The following is a 14096-nucleotide window of genomic DNA, read 5'->3' on the forward strand; positions in this document are numbered from 1 at the left end:
CTGAGTCTTTCCATTGCTAGTCTTAGCTTGTATCTAAGTCGTTTGAATTTGTGTCCAATACTTAGATCATGTTTTGATTTAAGTTTATCAAGATGTGAGCAAAGTTTGGCTATTTTGCTGAAATCTCTAAATAATCCCTCACAATTACAGTAAAGTCCTCAGCAACATTAGTCCAGTCTCTAGGTTGAAAGTCTTCATATATTTTGTTGACCATTTGTGCTAGTTCTGGGCGATGTTCGTGACACCATTGCAATCTTTCAATAAAAGCATCTGGACTGCGAATAGGCAATATCCAGCCAGTTTCATTTTCTACTATGATATCCGGGGCTGAACAGTTGGTGGTAGAGATAATTGGTAAACCTGCCACTTGTGCTTGGGATAGCACTACCGCGTAACCATCTTCTATGGTAGTAAATATGAATATATCCGCTGATCCATAGTATTGAGGCAGTTCTGACTGCGGTTGTTTAGGAATAAATTCAATATATTGACTATTGGTTTTATATAAAAAATTTGCATCATCTCCTATTGCACCAACAAATGTAAATTGGAAGTCAGAACCACTATTTTTAGCAATTTCCACCAAATCAATCGCGCCTTTTCGCAAGGAGAAAGTACCAACCAGTAACACTTTTAACGGTTCTCCAGATAAAATTCTTTGACACCGAGCTAAAATTATATTTTCCTGGGGACGAAACAAGCTCAACTGAGCACCAAGGGGAAGGAGTCTTAATTTTTTTGGGTCAATACCTTTCTGAATAAAAGATGATCGGGCAAATGTGGAAAGCACAATGACTATATCTGCTAATTGATATTCTCTTTCTTCTCTGGCTATAATCCAATCACTGGGTTTATCTATTTTTAATCCGGCTCTTATTTCTTCGTCGTTGAGAATTTGAAATTGAGTTCTGATATGGGATGAACCTCTCACTAATATTTTTAAAACTGGTTTATCTGCAAGTTTTTGAAAAATTTCCTCGGCAATACCACTAAATACATATATTACATCAAAATTATCTTGTATTAATTTATGACTTGCCCAATATGAAAAACTAGCATGAAAAAAAGGCTCAAAATCAAAGGTTAAGTTTAATTTACTAAAAATGAGTTCAATTTGAGCTAAGATGCGGATTACAACACCATGTATAAGCAAAGATTTCACTGACTGCGAAGGAATACCAAATTTTTCAACAATATATTTAGGATAATTAGTAAATAAAGTTACTTCATGCCCTTGCTTTATTAGTTCTCGTACTAAATCAAAGGCATGAAATCGACCATGGACAACAACGGCTATTTTTAGTGGTATCATAAATAGATTATGCCTCTTAGGCACTTGTTATGCTAAACTGAGAAGTTGAGAGAAAGTTCCCTAAATAGACAGGATGGTTTTTAGTCTATCTTTATAAGTATGATGTCCTTGAGTAATTAGCAAATGGGCATTTTGGGCTAACCTTTGCCGTTCTTGGTCGTGATTTAAGAGCCAATGGGTTTTTTCTAACATTTCTGAGATGGTATTAAAATAAACAACCGCTTCACCTTCTTGACCAAAAATTTCTCGATGTTCTTGAGTATCTTCAGTCAACATACATGAACCAATGGCCGGAACTTCAAAGGTTCTCATGCAGTTACCATCACGATTGGCTCTTCTGACTAAACATAAAGATATCTTACCACGACCAATAACTGATCTTAAAGTAGCAACATCTGCTTGACCTTGAGTATGGGCTTTAGTTTCTGGGTATTTTTCCCAATAACTGCCATATAGGGCTAAATTGATGCCCGATTTTATTAAAGCACTCATATAAGGAACGCGATCGCGGTCTGCCCCTCCTGCAAAAACAACATCGGGAACGGTTGCATCTAGGTTGATGTTAGATGGATCTTCGGGATAGAATAATTCATCATCATAACCAAAGGGTAGATATTTTACTCTCGGACAACCTGCGTTCAGCAGGTCTTGTATATTAGCACGACGGGGAGAAAAAACAACATCGTAATCAGGTAAGGCTTTTAAAAACCAGGGTGCATAGTGAGCGCGGTTAAAAGGATCATCGGTGAGGAAGTTGAACCGTTTAATTCCCATTTGACCAATTTGTTGTAAGGCTAAATGGTTAATAGCAGCTATTCCTGTGGTTAATAGCCATTGTGGTTGAACGTTGACACATTCTTTAACTATATCAAGGCTAAATGTATTTAGCCTTGATGGATATCTACCTCGTAGATGCCAATTAATGGTTTTTAGCCATTTAGGCGCTTCATAGGCTAGACGATTATGGTATAAGACTGGATCTAGATTTAATTTAAAGGCTGCTTTTAGAAAAGCATCACCGATATTAGTTCCTCCAGAACCACCAACGACAATTAAACTCATGTTAGAAATAAACAAATAAAATTTAAATTTAGTTAATCGGTTTTATTGCTTCAATATATACTGAAGGGACACCTTCTTTTGTAAACTCTACTTGCTTAATTTCTGGAATATTTGAACTCACGGCATAAGAAGACTCACAAATATCAATAAAACCAGCATCAGATATAATTTTCTTTAAAGAAAACGAATCATACATATATTTATGTTGGTGAGGATATCCTTGAATTAAATTCAAAATTTTTTCTAAAAAATTTCGGTCTGCTGAATATGTTCCTTCTTGATGCAAATTTAGGGAATATAAAAGTTCATTGGAAGCATCTTGCTCTCCAGTTTCATATCTATGAATATAATTTTTAGATAATTTATATAAATCTGGAACAACTATCCTAATGACTCCATTAGGTTTAATTACACGATATGCTTCTTGAATAAAAAGTTTAGCCGTTACCAAAGTTAAGTGTTCAAAAACGTGGGAGGCATAAACAACATCAACACTAGCAGAGGTAAATCTCCAGCGTTTATTTAAGTCCATGTAGATAGCATTGCTTGAAATGTAAGAGGTTCGATTATAAAGTTTTGTAAGTATAAAACTTTATAATTGCATTTTCTGCAACAAGCTATTAAGAGAGCAATCAGTGTTGATCCAATTATCTGGCCTAGTTTGACCACAACCCAAATTTAAGAGGGTTCTTTTATTATTAGCTATCGTCTTCATTGATATAATCTCCCTATTATTTATTGGATTTAAAAGATTATTTAATTTTCCTTGTCAGCAAAAACTAATCTAGTAATCAGTTGCTTAATGGAGCAACTTGTTTGCTCGAAAACATAGATTTAGACAAGGAAAATAATATTCCTCGTAATTGATCAAATAGTTTGATTGGCAGAATCAAGCCTATTGCACAAACAATAATGTATAGACAGTAAAGTTTAATTATTCTTAACCATCCCAGTTCTATTTTAAGAAATGTATTTTTAGGATGAATACCAAGACAGATACCCAGGGAATAGTTCCAGGACTGAACACGACGATATTCAATTATCCAAAAGGGGTAGGTAAATAGATATAATTGCAGAAAAATAGATTCTATGATTCTATCGCGGTTAAATTTATCAAGATAGGGAGAAATTGCATCTGCTACCACTTGGCCAATTAACACCATTGGTAATTTTCTCTCGACTATTGGGCAAGGATTCAATACGGGTATTTTAGCATAACTATCAACACTTTCACCGGGGATATAAATATCCTTTTTCACTGCTGACATTTTCAGTTCTAAGAGAGAAGAACCACTGGCTATAATTTTAGAAACTACATACATTTGGTACATTTCTGAACCATCCCACTTATCTGTATAACATTCCTGTGCTTTGACTCTATCAATAATTACACCTGTGACAAAAGCAACATTTCTAAAGTGAGTAGCAGCAGTTTCTACTCCAGAATCAAATAACTTTGATTGACGAAGACGTTGATTCTTTTGTCCAGTTTGCCAGTCTTCATAGTTAGTAATAATGACTCCCGGTAAATCATATTTTTGAACTTCTTGAAATATTTCTTCCAGAGTAGTAGAGGAAGCTAGACAATCATCATTACCATGTAGAAAGCAGTATGTACCTTGGGCTAAAGCAATGCTACCGCGTATGTTGCCATCATATCTCAGATTTTTCTCCTGTCTTTTATAAACGAAAGATAATCCTGAGTTTTGTAAATATGCAATTAATTCCTGCTCACGACCATCATTAGATTGGTCATCAGAAATACACACTTCAAAATTCTTGAATGTCTGCTGTGCTAGAACTTTACAGGCTTCAATCAAAAATGAAGTGCGATTATATTGAGGAATACAAATAGAAAAAAACGGGTTTTGTCTATACTGATTTCTAATTTCCATGTTTAACTCCAACTAACATATCTGAACCGATTTCTAAAATCATATCTAATGGTTTACCACCTTTAATAAAATCAGTTAATCTCCAAATTGTATATCCAAAATCTATCAAGACTCTTTGCGAGTCACCAACTTTACCTCCAGGTTTTCTAGCTTCTGCCCAATCACAAAACTCAAATAAGATAATAGGAGCATTGGGTGAATTTAACAACTTTTCAGCACCTTGAAATACAGATGCTTCATATCCTTCTACATCAATTTTCATGAAATCAACTTTATCTATTTTTTCATCCTCAAGGATACTATCTATAGTTTTGGTTTTTACCTCAATAGGGTAATTATCAAATTGTCGACTAAGAGAACCCATGACTTGCCTAAAATAAATCTAGCTAATCTATATTTTCCCCGAAATTTAGGTAAAAAGCGAAATATAGGGGCAATGATCCTTAGCTTAACCTTTGTTGTATAATTCATAATAGTTCAAGTTGATTTTTAACCACTTCAAATTGAGTTTCATAATTCCACTCATTTAAAATCCTCTGTCTACCCCGTTCCCCCATTGCTTTCATTTCCAAAGGATGTTCCAAATACCAGCGTAACACATCAGCAATACTATTAGGATCTTCAGGATTACAGGCCAATCCATAACCTGGTTCAACATACATTTGTTTCCAGTCGGGTAAATCTGACACTACCAAGGGTAAACCACAAGCTAGGTAGTCAAAGGGTTTATTGGAAGCACCTGTCATTGAAATTAAATTAACATCTTGGCTGGTAACTGGCATAAAAGCAAGACCTATATCACTTTGTTGACACCATTTCAATAACTGTTTTCTGGGCATTGGCTCAATTACTTCTAATCTATCACTTATACCCAATTCACTAGCAACTTCTCTGAGTTTATTTACATATCCTTTATGTCCTATTGTTTCATAGCCAATTACTCTTAACTTGACTATTTTTGGGAGAGTAGAAAGTGCATTTATCACTGTTAGTGGCAACCTCTGGGGTACAACTGAGCCATGATAAAGTACCCAAATATTATTATTTTCTTGATAAAGTGAGCGTTGAGAAACTATTTCTTCTTGAGCCGGACAATTCCAAACACAAATAGAATTTTGAGTATTCTTAACTTCTTTGTCAAATAAATCGGCTCTTTGTTGATTAGGTAGAATACACAATTTGGCACTATTTGCTAATTTTTCTCTTGCTTGTAAACACCAACTGATAAATGAACTTTCAGCTTTTGTGTTTGGTGAATCATGTTCGTGATAAATAACTTTTACACCCGGGAAAAAAGTTAATATTAAAGCTATCGGACAAACTAATAAATCCGAAGCATATACCCATTGAGGTTGCCAACGTAATACCCATATTAATACCCAAAGACAATATCTCATGTAATGTAACTTTTGCCGCCAACCAGGACGACAAAAGGGTATTTGATAGACAGTAATATGAGGATCAGGTGGAAACCTTAAAGTGTCTGCTCCTGATGCTCCTGTCCCTAAAAATAGTACCTCCCAATCGGCTTGAGCTAAAATCCGGGAACTATGTTCTAAAGGAGGATAACCTGCGGGGTTTGTATATTGGATATATAAGATGCGATTTTTTGATTTAATCATTTTTATTTTTGTGCAATTACCCAAACCACATAGGAATAAGATTTACGATCATACATGGCTAATTTATGTAAGGGATGCCAAAGTGCGTTGGGAACTGGTTTATGAATAAGTCCTAAACCTCCAAGAATAGGCATAAATGGATTACCCCAACCATCGGCTCCGATTACTTTCGAGAATTTTTGACAATTTGAGATTTCATAATTAGCGATCGCTTTCAAGCAAGATAAACACAGTATATCTCAATTGCCGCTATCCTAGAGTTTCAGATCCCCGACTTCTTAGAGAAGTCGGGGATCTTATGTTCTTATTTTATTTATAGAGTGAAGGCTAAAGAATTTCCCCAATGACTAATTTGAGATTTCATAAATTAGCGATCGCTTTCAAGACAAACAAAGTATATCTCAATTACCGCCACCCAGGATGGTAAGAAGGTACTTGATAGACAGTAATATGAGGATGAGGTGGAAAAGTATATTTTTTTGAAAGTTTCTTAACTGTCCCAGTTACAGTTAACATTTAACTCACCTAAAGATTTTACTTCCGTTTCTCCTCCTGGGAGATGATATATACATTGATCATTTACTTTCGTCAGAATATAACCGGAGCTACACAGTTGATTATGAATTTCAATACATTTATCAATCCCACATATCATTGGATGATACTCTAACGCAATAAACTCAATTAACTTTTGCTCAACTACATTTTTACCACCTCCAAAAACTAAATATTCTGCACCTTCACAATCTACCTTCAATAAACGAACACGATTTATTGAATTTTGCCAAAAGAATTCATCTAAAGTAATAGCAGGTACAGTTTCTTTAATAGAACCAATTTTCCAGTGACGAAATAGACTACTGGCTCCTGTATTTGTGGAAGGTCTGAGAAACAGTTCAACCTCCCCTGCTTGATTTGAGATTGCTAAACGATATAGTTCAATAGCATTAGAATTATTAATTTTGACATTTTCGGCAATAATAGACTGTAATCGGATCTGAGGTTCGATACAGTAAACTTTGCCATCGTGAACTAAAGATGAAGCAATTACTGAAAAATAGCCTTCATTTCCGCCAATATCAACGAAGATATCAGAAGGTCGTAGAAGTGATTCTAGCAATTTTGTCATCTGAGATTCATAAATACCTTCAGACAATAATGTGAAACCAAATACGGAAACTGGATCTGCGTAAAATGTATAGCCAGAATCAGTTTTAATATGTTTTCGTTTAACTTGTAAAACCTGTTTAACCAGATTACCTAGTTGAGCAGGACGAATGGACAGTAAAGTCTGATAGTATTTAGTGCTGTAGTTCATTTTTTTGTTGTACTTTATTTATAGATTGATTGTTTTAAAACAGGATATTGCTATAGAGAATATTCATTTTCTCAGCTACTAATTTCATCATTTGCGGGGGACTAATTCCCCTTTTTAGCTGATCTAACTTATCCCTATGCCGACAAAGCTGCTCTAATTCATCAGCCCAGGCCTTAATAGAACTGGCTTCAACCAGTATACCATTAACATGATCCTGCACTAATTCCGCAATTCCGCCTAGATTTGACCCGATAACAGGAATAGCTGCGGCAAAAGCCTCTAAAACTACCATTGGTCCAGTTTCTAACCATTGGGAAGGAACAGCTAGTAGGTCATATTCTTTCATGGTTTGGACTACTTGTGCAGCAGATACGGGAGGTTTAAAATTAATTCTCGGATCACTTTGAACTAAATTTTGAATTTGCTTTTCATAAGAGTTAGTTGAGCTAGATTGAGAAATTCCATAAATGTCTAAGGTAGCATGAAGTTGGGGCTTGGATAGCAAGGACTGAATGAGAATTTCAACTCCTTTAGTTGGGTCAAGACGACCAAAATATACTAACCGTAAAGGTTGATTATTTGTATGATTAGAAGACTCAACAAAATCCTCTGAAATGTCTTGACATAAGCCTTGACGAATGACTGTAATTTTTTCATCAGGAATTTGATTAATAATCAGAATATCTTTGACCCAATTACATACTGCTATGATATGGTCAACTTCTCCCATGAGGGATTGAAAAGCTTGAGAACGACAATTAACTAATTCTCGCATTTGTAATGCTGTCCAAATCCCACCACTCAGATTCGCTTTAGATAGTGTTTGTCCAATTATGGGGGGTAAGTTGGCAACAATTTGAGCAATATTTTGATTAATTGCCAATGCTTGTAGGGTGCAAGCTGTACATTTATTTAATTCTATTTGTCCATTACAAACTTGATTTCCCCATTGTAATAATGTTCCCCGTTGACAGCTAACGGTGGGGGTGTGATAGGTAAAGATTACGGGAATTCCCCTCGATTTAGCTAGTCTGACTATGCGTAAGGAAACACCACGAGTGAAAGCATGGAGATGAATTAAATCGGGTTTTTCTTCGTCGAGAATTTTACCAAATTCTATAGAGCCAAGTTGATCTCCTTCTCCATAGATTTCTTTTAAATGTTTGACTTGCGAGGAGATAGCAAAGCGTCTAATTTGGATTTGGTTGTAGGTGTAGGATTGGTTTTTTGCGGCTGGGGCAGCTATGATATTGGTGATATTTTGTTTTGTTAGTTCTCTTGCTAATGCTTCTACATAAATTTCTGTTCCACCCATAGGATCTGGATAAAAGCAGAAGGGCAGGTGGATGATTTTCATATTAAATAAATTTATTTTATTTATTTTATCATGGAAGTTTTGTTACTATTTTCAACTCAGATGAGTTTAACAACACTTTTTTAAGTTTGTCAAGAGTAAGGTATTTGACTATTAAATCCGTAGAGGAATAATTTATGGATTTGAGGCTATATTCAAACTTACAAATACCTGCTATTAATGGTGGTTGATTCAGGAAAATTCTGTAGAATAACTTGTCTGTTTTCATTTAGCTATTCATGGTCTTTTAACCATTTTTCTAAATCATTCATCCCTTGAAAGTCCAATAAAGCTTCTCCTAAAGATTCTAATTCAGGAATAGAAAGCGATCGCACTTTTTGTTCTTGAACTGGAGTCAAATTACCACAACAGCGTTTTAACTGGCGAATAGTTAGATTTGCTTCTCCTTGTTGCAAACCTTGTTGTAAACCTTGTTGCAAACCTTGTTGTAAACCTTTTTTCTCTCCAATTTGCAATACTTCTTGATAAAAACGGGTTTGAGTCACATCAGCTTCTTTGAGATTAAGCATTTTTTGAATCTCCTCTATAGTTAATTTACTGAACTTGTTCACTAATATCGCTTCTACTAAGTCTAATTTTAGCTTAAATTCCGTTTCCGATGTCGCACTGTCTAAAATTTGTCTGGCTTCTCCTGCTGCTTGGGCTTTAGGTGTTACTATTAATCTTAGTAGAGCTAAATTAACACTTAAATTGTCTTGATATAATAAATCTTCTAAATATAGTCTTTCTACTTGATTATTTAGTAAAATTTGATAGGGAATTTCTGATCCTAATTCGAGACGGTTATTTCTTAAAATTAGTAATCCATGCCAATTTCTACTAATTTCATATTGGTCAAGATAGCTAAAAATACCCCGAAAATAGCGAATATAAAATTTTGTATCTCTTTGCATTTGTGCTTCAAGAAATACTAGAGGTATCTCAGGATTATCATCAATAGGTGTTAATAATCCATCTAAACGGGTTTCTTTTTCTTTGATGACGGGGGCACTATATTCAAATTCACATTCTTTAGGAATACCAGGTATTAATTCTGCTATTAATCCCGGTTGATTTAAAAATATTCGGTAAAATAATTTGTCGGTTTTCATTTATGTTCTTCTAACCAACTTTCTAAATCGGCAATATTTTGAAAGTCCAATAAAGCTTCTCCTAAAGATTCTAGTTGAGGAATAGAAAGCGATCGCACTTTTTCTTCTTGAACTGGAGTCAAATTACCACAACAGCGTTTTAACTGGCGAATAGTTAGATTTGCTTCTCCTTGTTGTAAACCTTGTTGTAAACCTTCTTGTAAACCTTGTTGCAAACCTTGTTGCAAACCTTGTTGTAAACCTTGTTGTAAACCTTTTTTCTCTCCAATTTGCAATACTTCTTGATAAAAACGGGTTTGAGTCACATCAGCTTCTTTGAGATTAAGCATTTTTTGAATCTCCTCTATAGTTAATTTACTGAACTTGTTCACTAATATCGCTTCTACTAAGTCTAATTTTAGCCTAAATTCCGTTTCCGATGTCGCACTGTCTAAAATTTGTCTCGCTTCTCCTGCTGCTTGGGCTTTAGGTGTTACTATTAATCTTAGTAGAGCTAAATTAGCACTTAAATTGTCTTGATATAATAAATCTTCTAAATATAGTCTTTCTACTTGATTATTTAGTAAAATTTGATAGGGAATTTCTGATCCTAATTCGAGACGGTTATTTCTTAAAATTAGTAATCCATGCCAATTTCTACTAATTTCATATTGGTCAAGATAGCTAAAAATACCCCGAAAATAGCGAATATAAAATTTTGTATCTCTTTGCATTTGTGCTTCAAGAAATACTAGAGGTATCTCAGGATTATCATCAATAGGTGTTAATAATCCATCTAAACGGGTTTCTTTTTCTTTGATGACGGGGGCACTATATTCAAATTCACATTCTTTAGGAATACCAGGTATTAATTCTGCTATTAATCCCGGTTGATTTAAAAATATTCGGTAAAATAATTTGTCGGTTTTCATTTTTATGCTAATTTCATCCTGGTCAATGTCTCCCAAAATACTCCGAAAATAGGCACTCTATTTGCTCTCATAAAGGTGGGAAACAATAAAAATCCAGTTCTCTCCCCTTACTAAAGGGAGGGTTAGGGTGGGTTAATTAATTATCTTTACACAATACTTGATTAACACTTTCAGAAAAAATAAAATTAATTACTCCCATTAATTCTAGTAAGTTCTCTAAAACATAATATTTGATATTTTTAGTAAAAAAATCGTTCTTTAATTGTCCAAATTCCCAAAGTTTACCATTAGAAACAATACCAAATATTTTATGTTGTTGATTATTGTTTAGTTTTTGTGCTGCAATTAATTCAGCTAAACATTGTCCCCAACCTTCATCAAAGTTATCTTTTTTGGCTTCTACTAAAATTAAGTAAGGTTGATCTAATATCACTTTTCCTCTAGGAGAACGTTGAGCAACAATATAATCAGGTACTCCTGATAACTTTTCATCATAATTCAAAGCCTGATGACTCCAAAGTAACAATTTATCCTTGTATTTGAGCCAAATTTCCACTAAAATTGGAGAAATAATATTTTCACAGATAGCATATTCTGAATTAAATACTACTCCGTCTTTGAGTATTAATTCTAATCGATCAATGAAGTAAGGACTAATTTCAGAGAAATTTTCTTTGATAAAATTTTCTTCTTGGTATATCAGAGGAAACTCATTTAAAACATCTGCAATACTCTTATAGTTATTAAAGGACATTATTCACCTTCTGCAACTAAATAATTTAGATTTTTTTAATGGTAGCGTTATTCTGAGATTTATTTTAAATATTTTTGGATAATTTGATCTAGTTGAATTGCGCGTTTTTCAAAGGTATAATCTCTTAGAGGGTGTTTGAAAAGTTATGGTTGATGTGTCAAATATTTTTTACCCCACCCTAACCCTCCCCTTACTAAGGAGAGGGACTAAGGGGGGTAACAATGTGATGAAAATTACGGGATACGACTTTTCAAACATCCTCTTAAAGTGCGAGATTGTCCTGCTTTAGCTATAGCTTCTCTTTTATATTTTTAATAATAGCTTTGCTATTTTTTTAAGTTTTTCATATCTACTTATCCCTAAAAACGTTCCCAACAAATGAACTAAAATATCTGGCTGCAACCCCAAATAAGGTTGACACTGAATTGCTTGTAGATAACAGCGACGTGCATCATCTAGCATTTCAGCACCAAAGTATTGATCGGCTAATGTGAGATAATTAATCCCATAAATTCTTGACTTAGCTTTGCTTTTTTCATCTTGACGTTCAGTTTCATTAAACACTTGTTTTAGCACTTGAAAGATGATTGATTCCCCTGTTTTATCCAGAATAATAGATCGGTGATGGTTTTGAGGATGAACACGATAATCAGCTAATACTTGATCACAATAATAAAAATCCCACTTCTTAGCAATACTAGTTGAAAGATACCAATCGCAAAAATCAAATCCACGGGGTACAGGTAAACCTTCTGCCCATGCCTCTTTTCTAGCGATTGTAGTTGGTGCTGGTAAATAATTTTTTTCTAATAAGGGAATTAGTTCATTTCCCTTTGCTGGCAGATTTTGACGATGCACATTTCCGGCTGGGGCGGTGATTTTTCCTTGAGGATCAATCATGGCTATGTCACCATAGACTAATCCGACTTCCGGGTACTGTTGTAAGATAGGAACAACAGTTAATAAAAAATCCGGTCGGTAGCGATCATCTGAGTCTATTCTGGTAACAAACTGACCCATGGCTTCTTCAAAACCCCGATTAACAGTTGCAAAAGCTCCCTTATTCTTAGGGTGTCGAATATACCGGAGTCGAGAATCAGTATAAGAACGGACTACTTGTTCTGTGCTATCCGTGGAGGCATCATCAACAACGACAACCTCAAAATCATAATTTCCCTTTTGTGCAAAAATACTATCTAAGCATTCGGCAATATATTTTTCAGTGTTATATGCTGTTACGGTGAAGCTGACTAAGGGAGTTGATGAAAAATGAGTTGACATGACCACTTTGTTCTAGTTTAGAGATAATATCTTGACTGTTTATTAAGATAAACTTGATCAATTGACAAATGGATTCTATCATTGCTGGGTTTATTGTTTGACCAGTAGGTAATAAGAAAACTCGTTCGGCAACTTTTTCGGTCTGTGGTAATAGCAAACCAGCATGAGGAAAATAAGAGCGATAAGGTTCCATTCGGTGACAACCGGGATGAAAATAACGTCTAGCCAAAATATTTTCTGCCCACAATATTTCGATAAATTGATCCCGACTAAATTCTGTAATATCAGTATTTAACTCACAGACAATGTATTGATAATTAAACTTTTCAGATTCATCATAATCTAGAAGCCGAACAGCGGGAATTTCCGCTAATTGCTGTTGATAAAAATGGTAATTTCTTCGATTGATTTCAATTGTCTGTGCCATGTTTTTGAGGGAAGTTAACCCCATAGCTGCACTGACTTCATTCATTTTGCCATTGGTACCAATATAGACAACATTTTCATAGCCTGAAAAGCCAAAGTTTTTCATCAATCTAATTTTGGCTGCTAATTCGTCATCATTGGTGACAATTGCTCCCCCTTCTAGGGTATTAAAAAACTTTGTCGCATGAAAACTAAAAACTTCTGCATTGCCAAAGCCACCTATCATTTGACCGTGATAAGAACAGCCAAAGGCATGAGAACCATCAAATAAAAGCTTTAAGTTATGACGGTTCGCAATATCTGTCAGTGCTTCCACATTACAGGGTTGTCCCCAAAGGTGAACTGCTAAAATACCTGTGGTTCGGGGTGTAATTAGAGCTTCAATTCTATCTGGATCAATTAAATGAGTTACTGGGTCAATATCACAGAAAACTGGTGTAATTTCCTGCCACTGTAAAGCATGGGGAGTAGCTATAAATGTGAAAGAAGGGACAATTACCTCTCCAGTTAATCCAGAGGCTCTAATGGCAATTTCTAAGGCAACAGTGCCGTTACAAGCAGCGATACAGTGTTTGACTCCTAACAGTTGAGCTAGTTCTTGTTCTAATTGTTGGACAAAAGGACCATTATTAGATAGCCAACGATTATCTAAAATTGTATTGACGTGTTTGAGAAATAGTTCGCGATCGCCAATATTAGGACGACCAACGTGTAGTTTTTCTGCAAAAGTTGGGTCTGCACCAAATATTGCTAAATCTTCTAATTTGGTTTTTAACACTGATTAATAGTCTCCAAAATCAGAATTGTATTCTGCTATATAAAACCTAGACAAAACTAGACTTTACTTTCTACTTCAATGGGAGCATGGGAGCGGTTATCCCTCAGTAGACTTACACGCCTTAGCCAGACGCGATAAATTAATTTAATTGCGGCATTTAGATCCCTATCCATCTCAAAACCGCAGTTCTCACAGTGATAAATTCTTTCAGATAAAGAAAGATTTTCTTTTTTATATCCACAGTGGGAACAGGTTTTACTGGATGGATAAA

The 14096-nt window shown here is 34.9% G+C and carries 15 protein-coding genes; all 15 read right to left on the reverse strand.

What is annotated here, in order from left to right; genetic code table 11:
* Positions 1-109 precede the first annotated feature (109 nt).
* Positions 110-1312 (reverse strand): glycosyltransferase family 4 protein, encoded by a 1203-nt coding sequence (locus tag H6F32_RS19415; RefSeq protein ID WP_199294646.1) that lies wholly within the window; start codon positions 1310-1312, stop codon positions 110-112.
* Between the two features lie 60 nt (positions 1313-1372).
* Positions 1373-2374, reverse strand: coding sequence for a glycosyltransferase (locus H6F32_RS19420; RefSeq protein ID WP_190370921.1), 1002 nt, complete (start codon positions 2372-2374; stop codon positions 1373-1375).
* A gap of 28 nt (positions 2375-2402) precedes the next feature.
* Complete coding sequence (locus H6F32_RS19425) at positions 2403-2906, reverse strand: methyltransferase domain-containing protein (protein ID WP_190370922.1); 504 nt, start codon at positions 2904-2906, stop codon at positions 2403-2405.
* 259 nt (positions 2907-3165) lie between these two features.
* Positions 3166-4269: a glycosyltransferase gene (locus tag H6F32_RS19430; protein ID WP_190370923.1), complete on the reverse strand. Its 1104-nt coding sequence runs from the start codon at positions 4267-4269 to the stop codon at positions 3166-3168.
* Positions 4259-4633 (reverse strand): FkbM family methyltransferase, encoded by a 375-nt coding sequence (locus H6F32_RS19435; RefSeq protein ID WP_190370924.1) that lies wholly within the window; start codon positions 4631-4633, stop codon positions 4259-4261. Before H6F32_RS19435 ends, H6F32_RS19430 begins: the two co-directional genes overlap by 11 nt.
* Before the next feature lie 103 nt (positions 4634-4736).
* Positions 4737-5891, reverse strand: a complete 1155-nt coding sequence (locus H6F32_RS19440) for a glycosyltransferase (RefSeq protein ID WP_190370925.1) — start codon at positions 5889-5891, stop codon at positions 4737-4739.
* A gap of 2 nt (positions 5892-5893) precedes the next feature.
* Positions 5894-6025, reverse strand: coding sequence for a hypothetical protein (locus H6F32_RS21000; RefSeq protein ID WP_277875081.1), 132 nt, complete (start codon positions 6023-6025; stop codon positions 5894-5896).
* 356 nt (positions 6026-6381) lie between these two features.
* On the reverse strand, positions 6382-7209 hold the full coding sequence (locus H6F32_RS19445) for an FkbM family methyltransferase (RefSeq protein ID WP_190370926.1): 828 nt from the start codon (positions 7207-7209) through the stop codon (positions 6382-6384).
* Between the two features lie 34 nt (positions 7210-7243).
* Positions 7244-8566 (reverse strand): glycosyltransferase, encoded by a 1323-nt coding sequence (locus H6F32_RS19450; protein ID WP_190370927.1) that lies wholly within the window; start codon positions 8564-8566, stop codon positions 7244-7246.
* Between the two features lie 230 nt (positions 8567-8796).
* Positions 8797-9675 carry a DUF2887 domain-containing protein gene (locus tag H6F32_RS19455; RefSeq protein WP_190370928.1) on the reverse strand — a complete coding sequence of 293 codons (879 nt, stop codon included), beginning with the start codon at positions 9673-9675 and terminating at the stop codon, positions 8797-8799.
* A complete protein-coding gene (locus H6F32_RS19460; RefSeq protein ID WP_190370929.1) occupies positions 9672-10586 on the reverse strand; it encodes a DUF2887 domain-containing protein in 915 nt (304 codons plus the stop codon). The genes H6F32_RS19455 and H6F32_RS19460 overlap by 4 nt, the downstream gene beginning before the upstream one ends.
* Before the next feature lie 136 nt (positions 10587-10722).
* Positions 10723-11340: a hypothetical protein gene (locus H6F32_RS19465; protein ID WP_190370930.1), complete on the reverse strand. Its 618-nt coding sequence runs from the start codon at positions 11338-11340 to the stop codon at positions 10723-10725.
* A 303-nt stretch (positions 11341-11643) separates the two neighbouring features.
* Positions 11644-12621, reverse strand: a complete 978-nt coding sequence (locus tag H6F32_RS19470; RefSeq protein ID WP_190370931.1) for a glycosyltransferase — start codon at positions 12619-12621, stop codon at positions 11644-11646.
* Complete coding sequence (locus tag H6F32_RS19475) at positions 12566-13825, reverse strand: aminotransferase class I/II-fold pyridoxal phosphate-dependent enzyme (RefSeq protein ID WP_190370932.1); 1260 nt, start codon at positions 13823-13825, stop codon at positions 12566-12568. Before H6F32_RS19475 ends, H6F32_RS19470 begins: the two co-directional genes overlap by 56 nt.
* A 56-nt stretch (positions 13826-13881) precedes the next feature.
* The coding region (locus tag H6F32_RS20750) for a transposase (RefSeq protein WP_242031133.1) at positions 13882-14096 on the reverse strand (215 nt) is incomplete at its 5' end.

The sequence above is a fragment of the Anabaena sp. FACHB-1237 genome, assembly GCF_014696225.1.
Taxonomy (GTDB): Bacteria; Cyanobacteriota; Cyanobacteriia; order Cyanobacteriales; family Nostocaceae; genus FACHB-1237.

Bases quoted from the DNA above. Each gene is read 5' to 3' on its own strand.
- H6F32_RS19415 (WP_199294646.1), bottom strand. From the start codon at position 1,312: ATGATACCACTAAAAATAGCCGTTGTTGTCCATGGTCGATTTCATGCC.
- H6F32_RS19445 (WP_190370926.1), bottom strand. From the start codon at position 7,209: ATGAACTACAGCACTAAATACTATCAGACTTTACTGTCCATTCGTCCT.
- H6F32_RS19465 (WP_190370930.1), bottom strand. From the start codon at position 11,340: ATGTCCTTTAATAACTATAAGAGTATTGCAGATGTTTTAAATGAGTTT.
- H6F32_RS19435 (WP_190370924.1), bottom strand. From the start codon at position 4,633: ATGGGTTCTCTTAGTCGACAATTTGATAATTACCCTATTGAGGTAAAA.
- H6F32_RS19440 (WP_190370925.1), bottom strand. From the start codon at position 5,891: ATGATTAAATCAAAAAATCGCATCTTATATATCCAATATACAAACCCC.
- H6F32_RS19430 (WP_190370923.1), bottom strand. From the start codon at position 4,269: ATGGAAATTAGAAATCAGTATAGACAAAACCCGTTTTTTTCTATTTGT.
- H6F32_RS19420 (WP_190370921.1), bottom strand. From the start codon at position 2,374: ATGAGTTTAATTGTCGTTGGTGGTTCTGGAGGAACTAATATCGGTGAT.
- H6F32_RS19455 (WP_190370928.1), bottom strand. From the start codon at position 9,675: ATGAAAACCGACAAATTATTTTACCGAATATTTTTAAATCAACCGGGA.
- H6F32_RS19460 (WP_190370929.1), bottom strand. From the start codon at position 10,586: ATGAAAACCGACAAATTATTTTACCGAATATTTTTAAATCAACCGGGA.
- H6F32_RS19450 (WP_190370927.1), bottom strand. From the start codon at position 8,566: ATGAAAATCATCCACCTGCCCTTCTGCTTTTATCCAGATCCTATGGGT.
- H6F32_RS19470 (WP_190370931.1), bottom strand. From the start codon at position 12,621: ATGTCAACTCATTTTTCATCAACTCCCTTAGTCAGCTTCACCGTAACA.
- H6F32_RS21000 (WP_277875081.1), bottom strand. From the start codon at position 6,025: ATGCCTATTCTTGGAGGTTTAGGACTTATTCATAAACCAGTTCCCAAC.
- H6F32_RS19425 (WP_190370922.1), bottom strand. From the start codon at position 2,906: ATGGACTTAAATAAACGCTGGAGATTTACCTCTGCTAGTGTTGATGTT.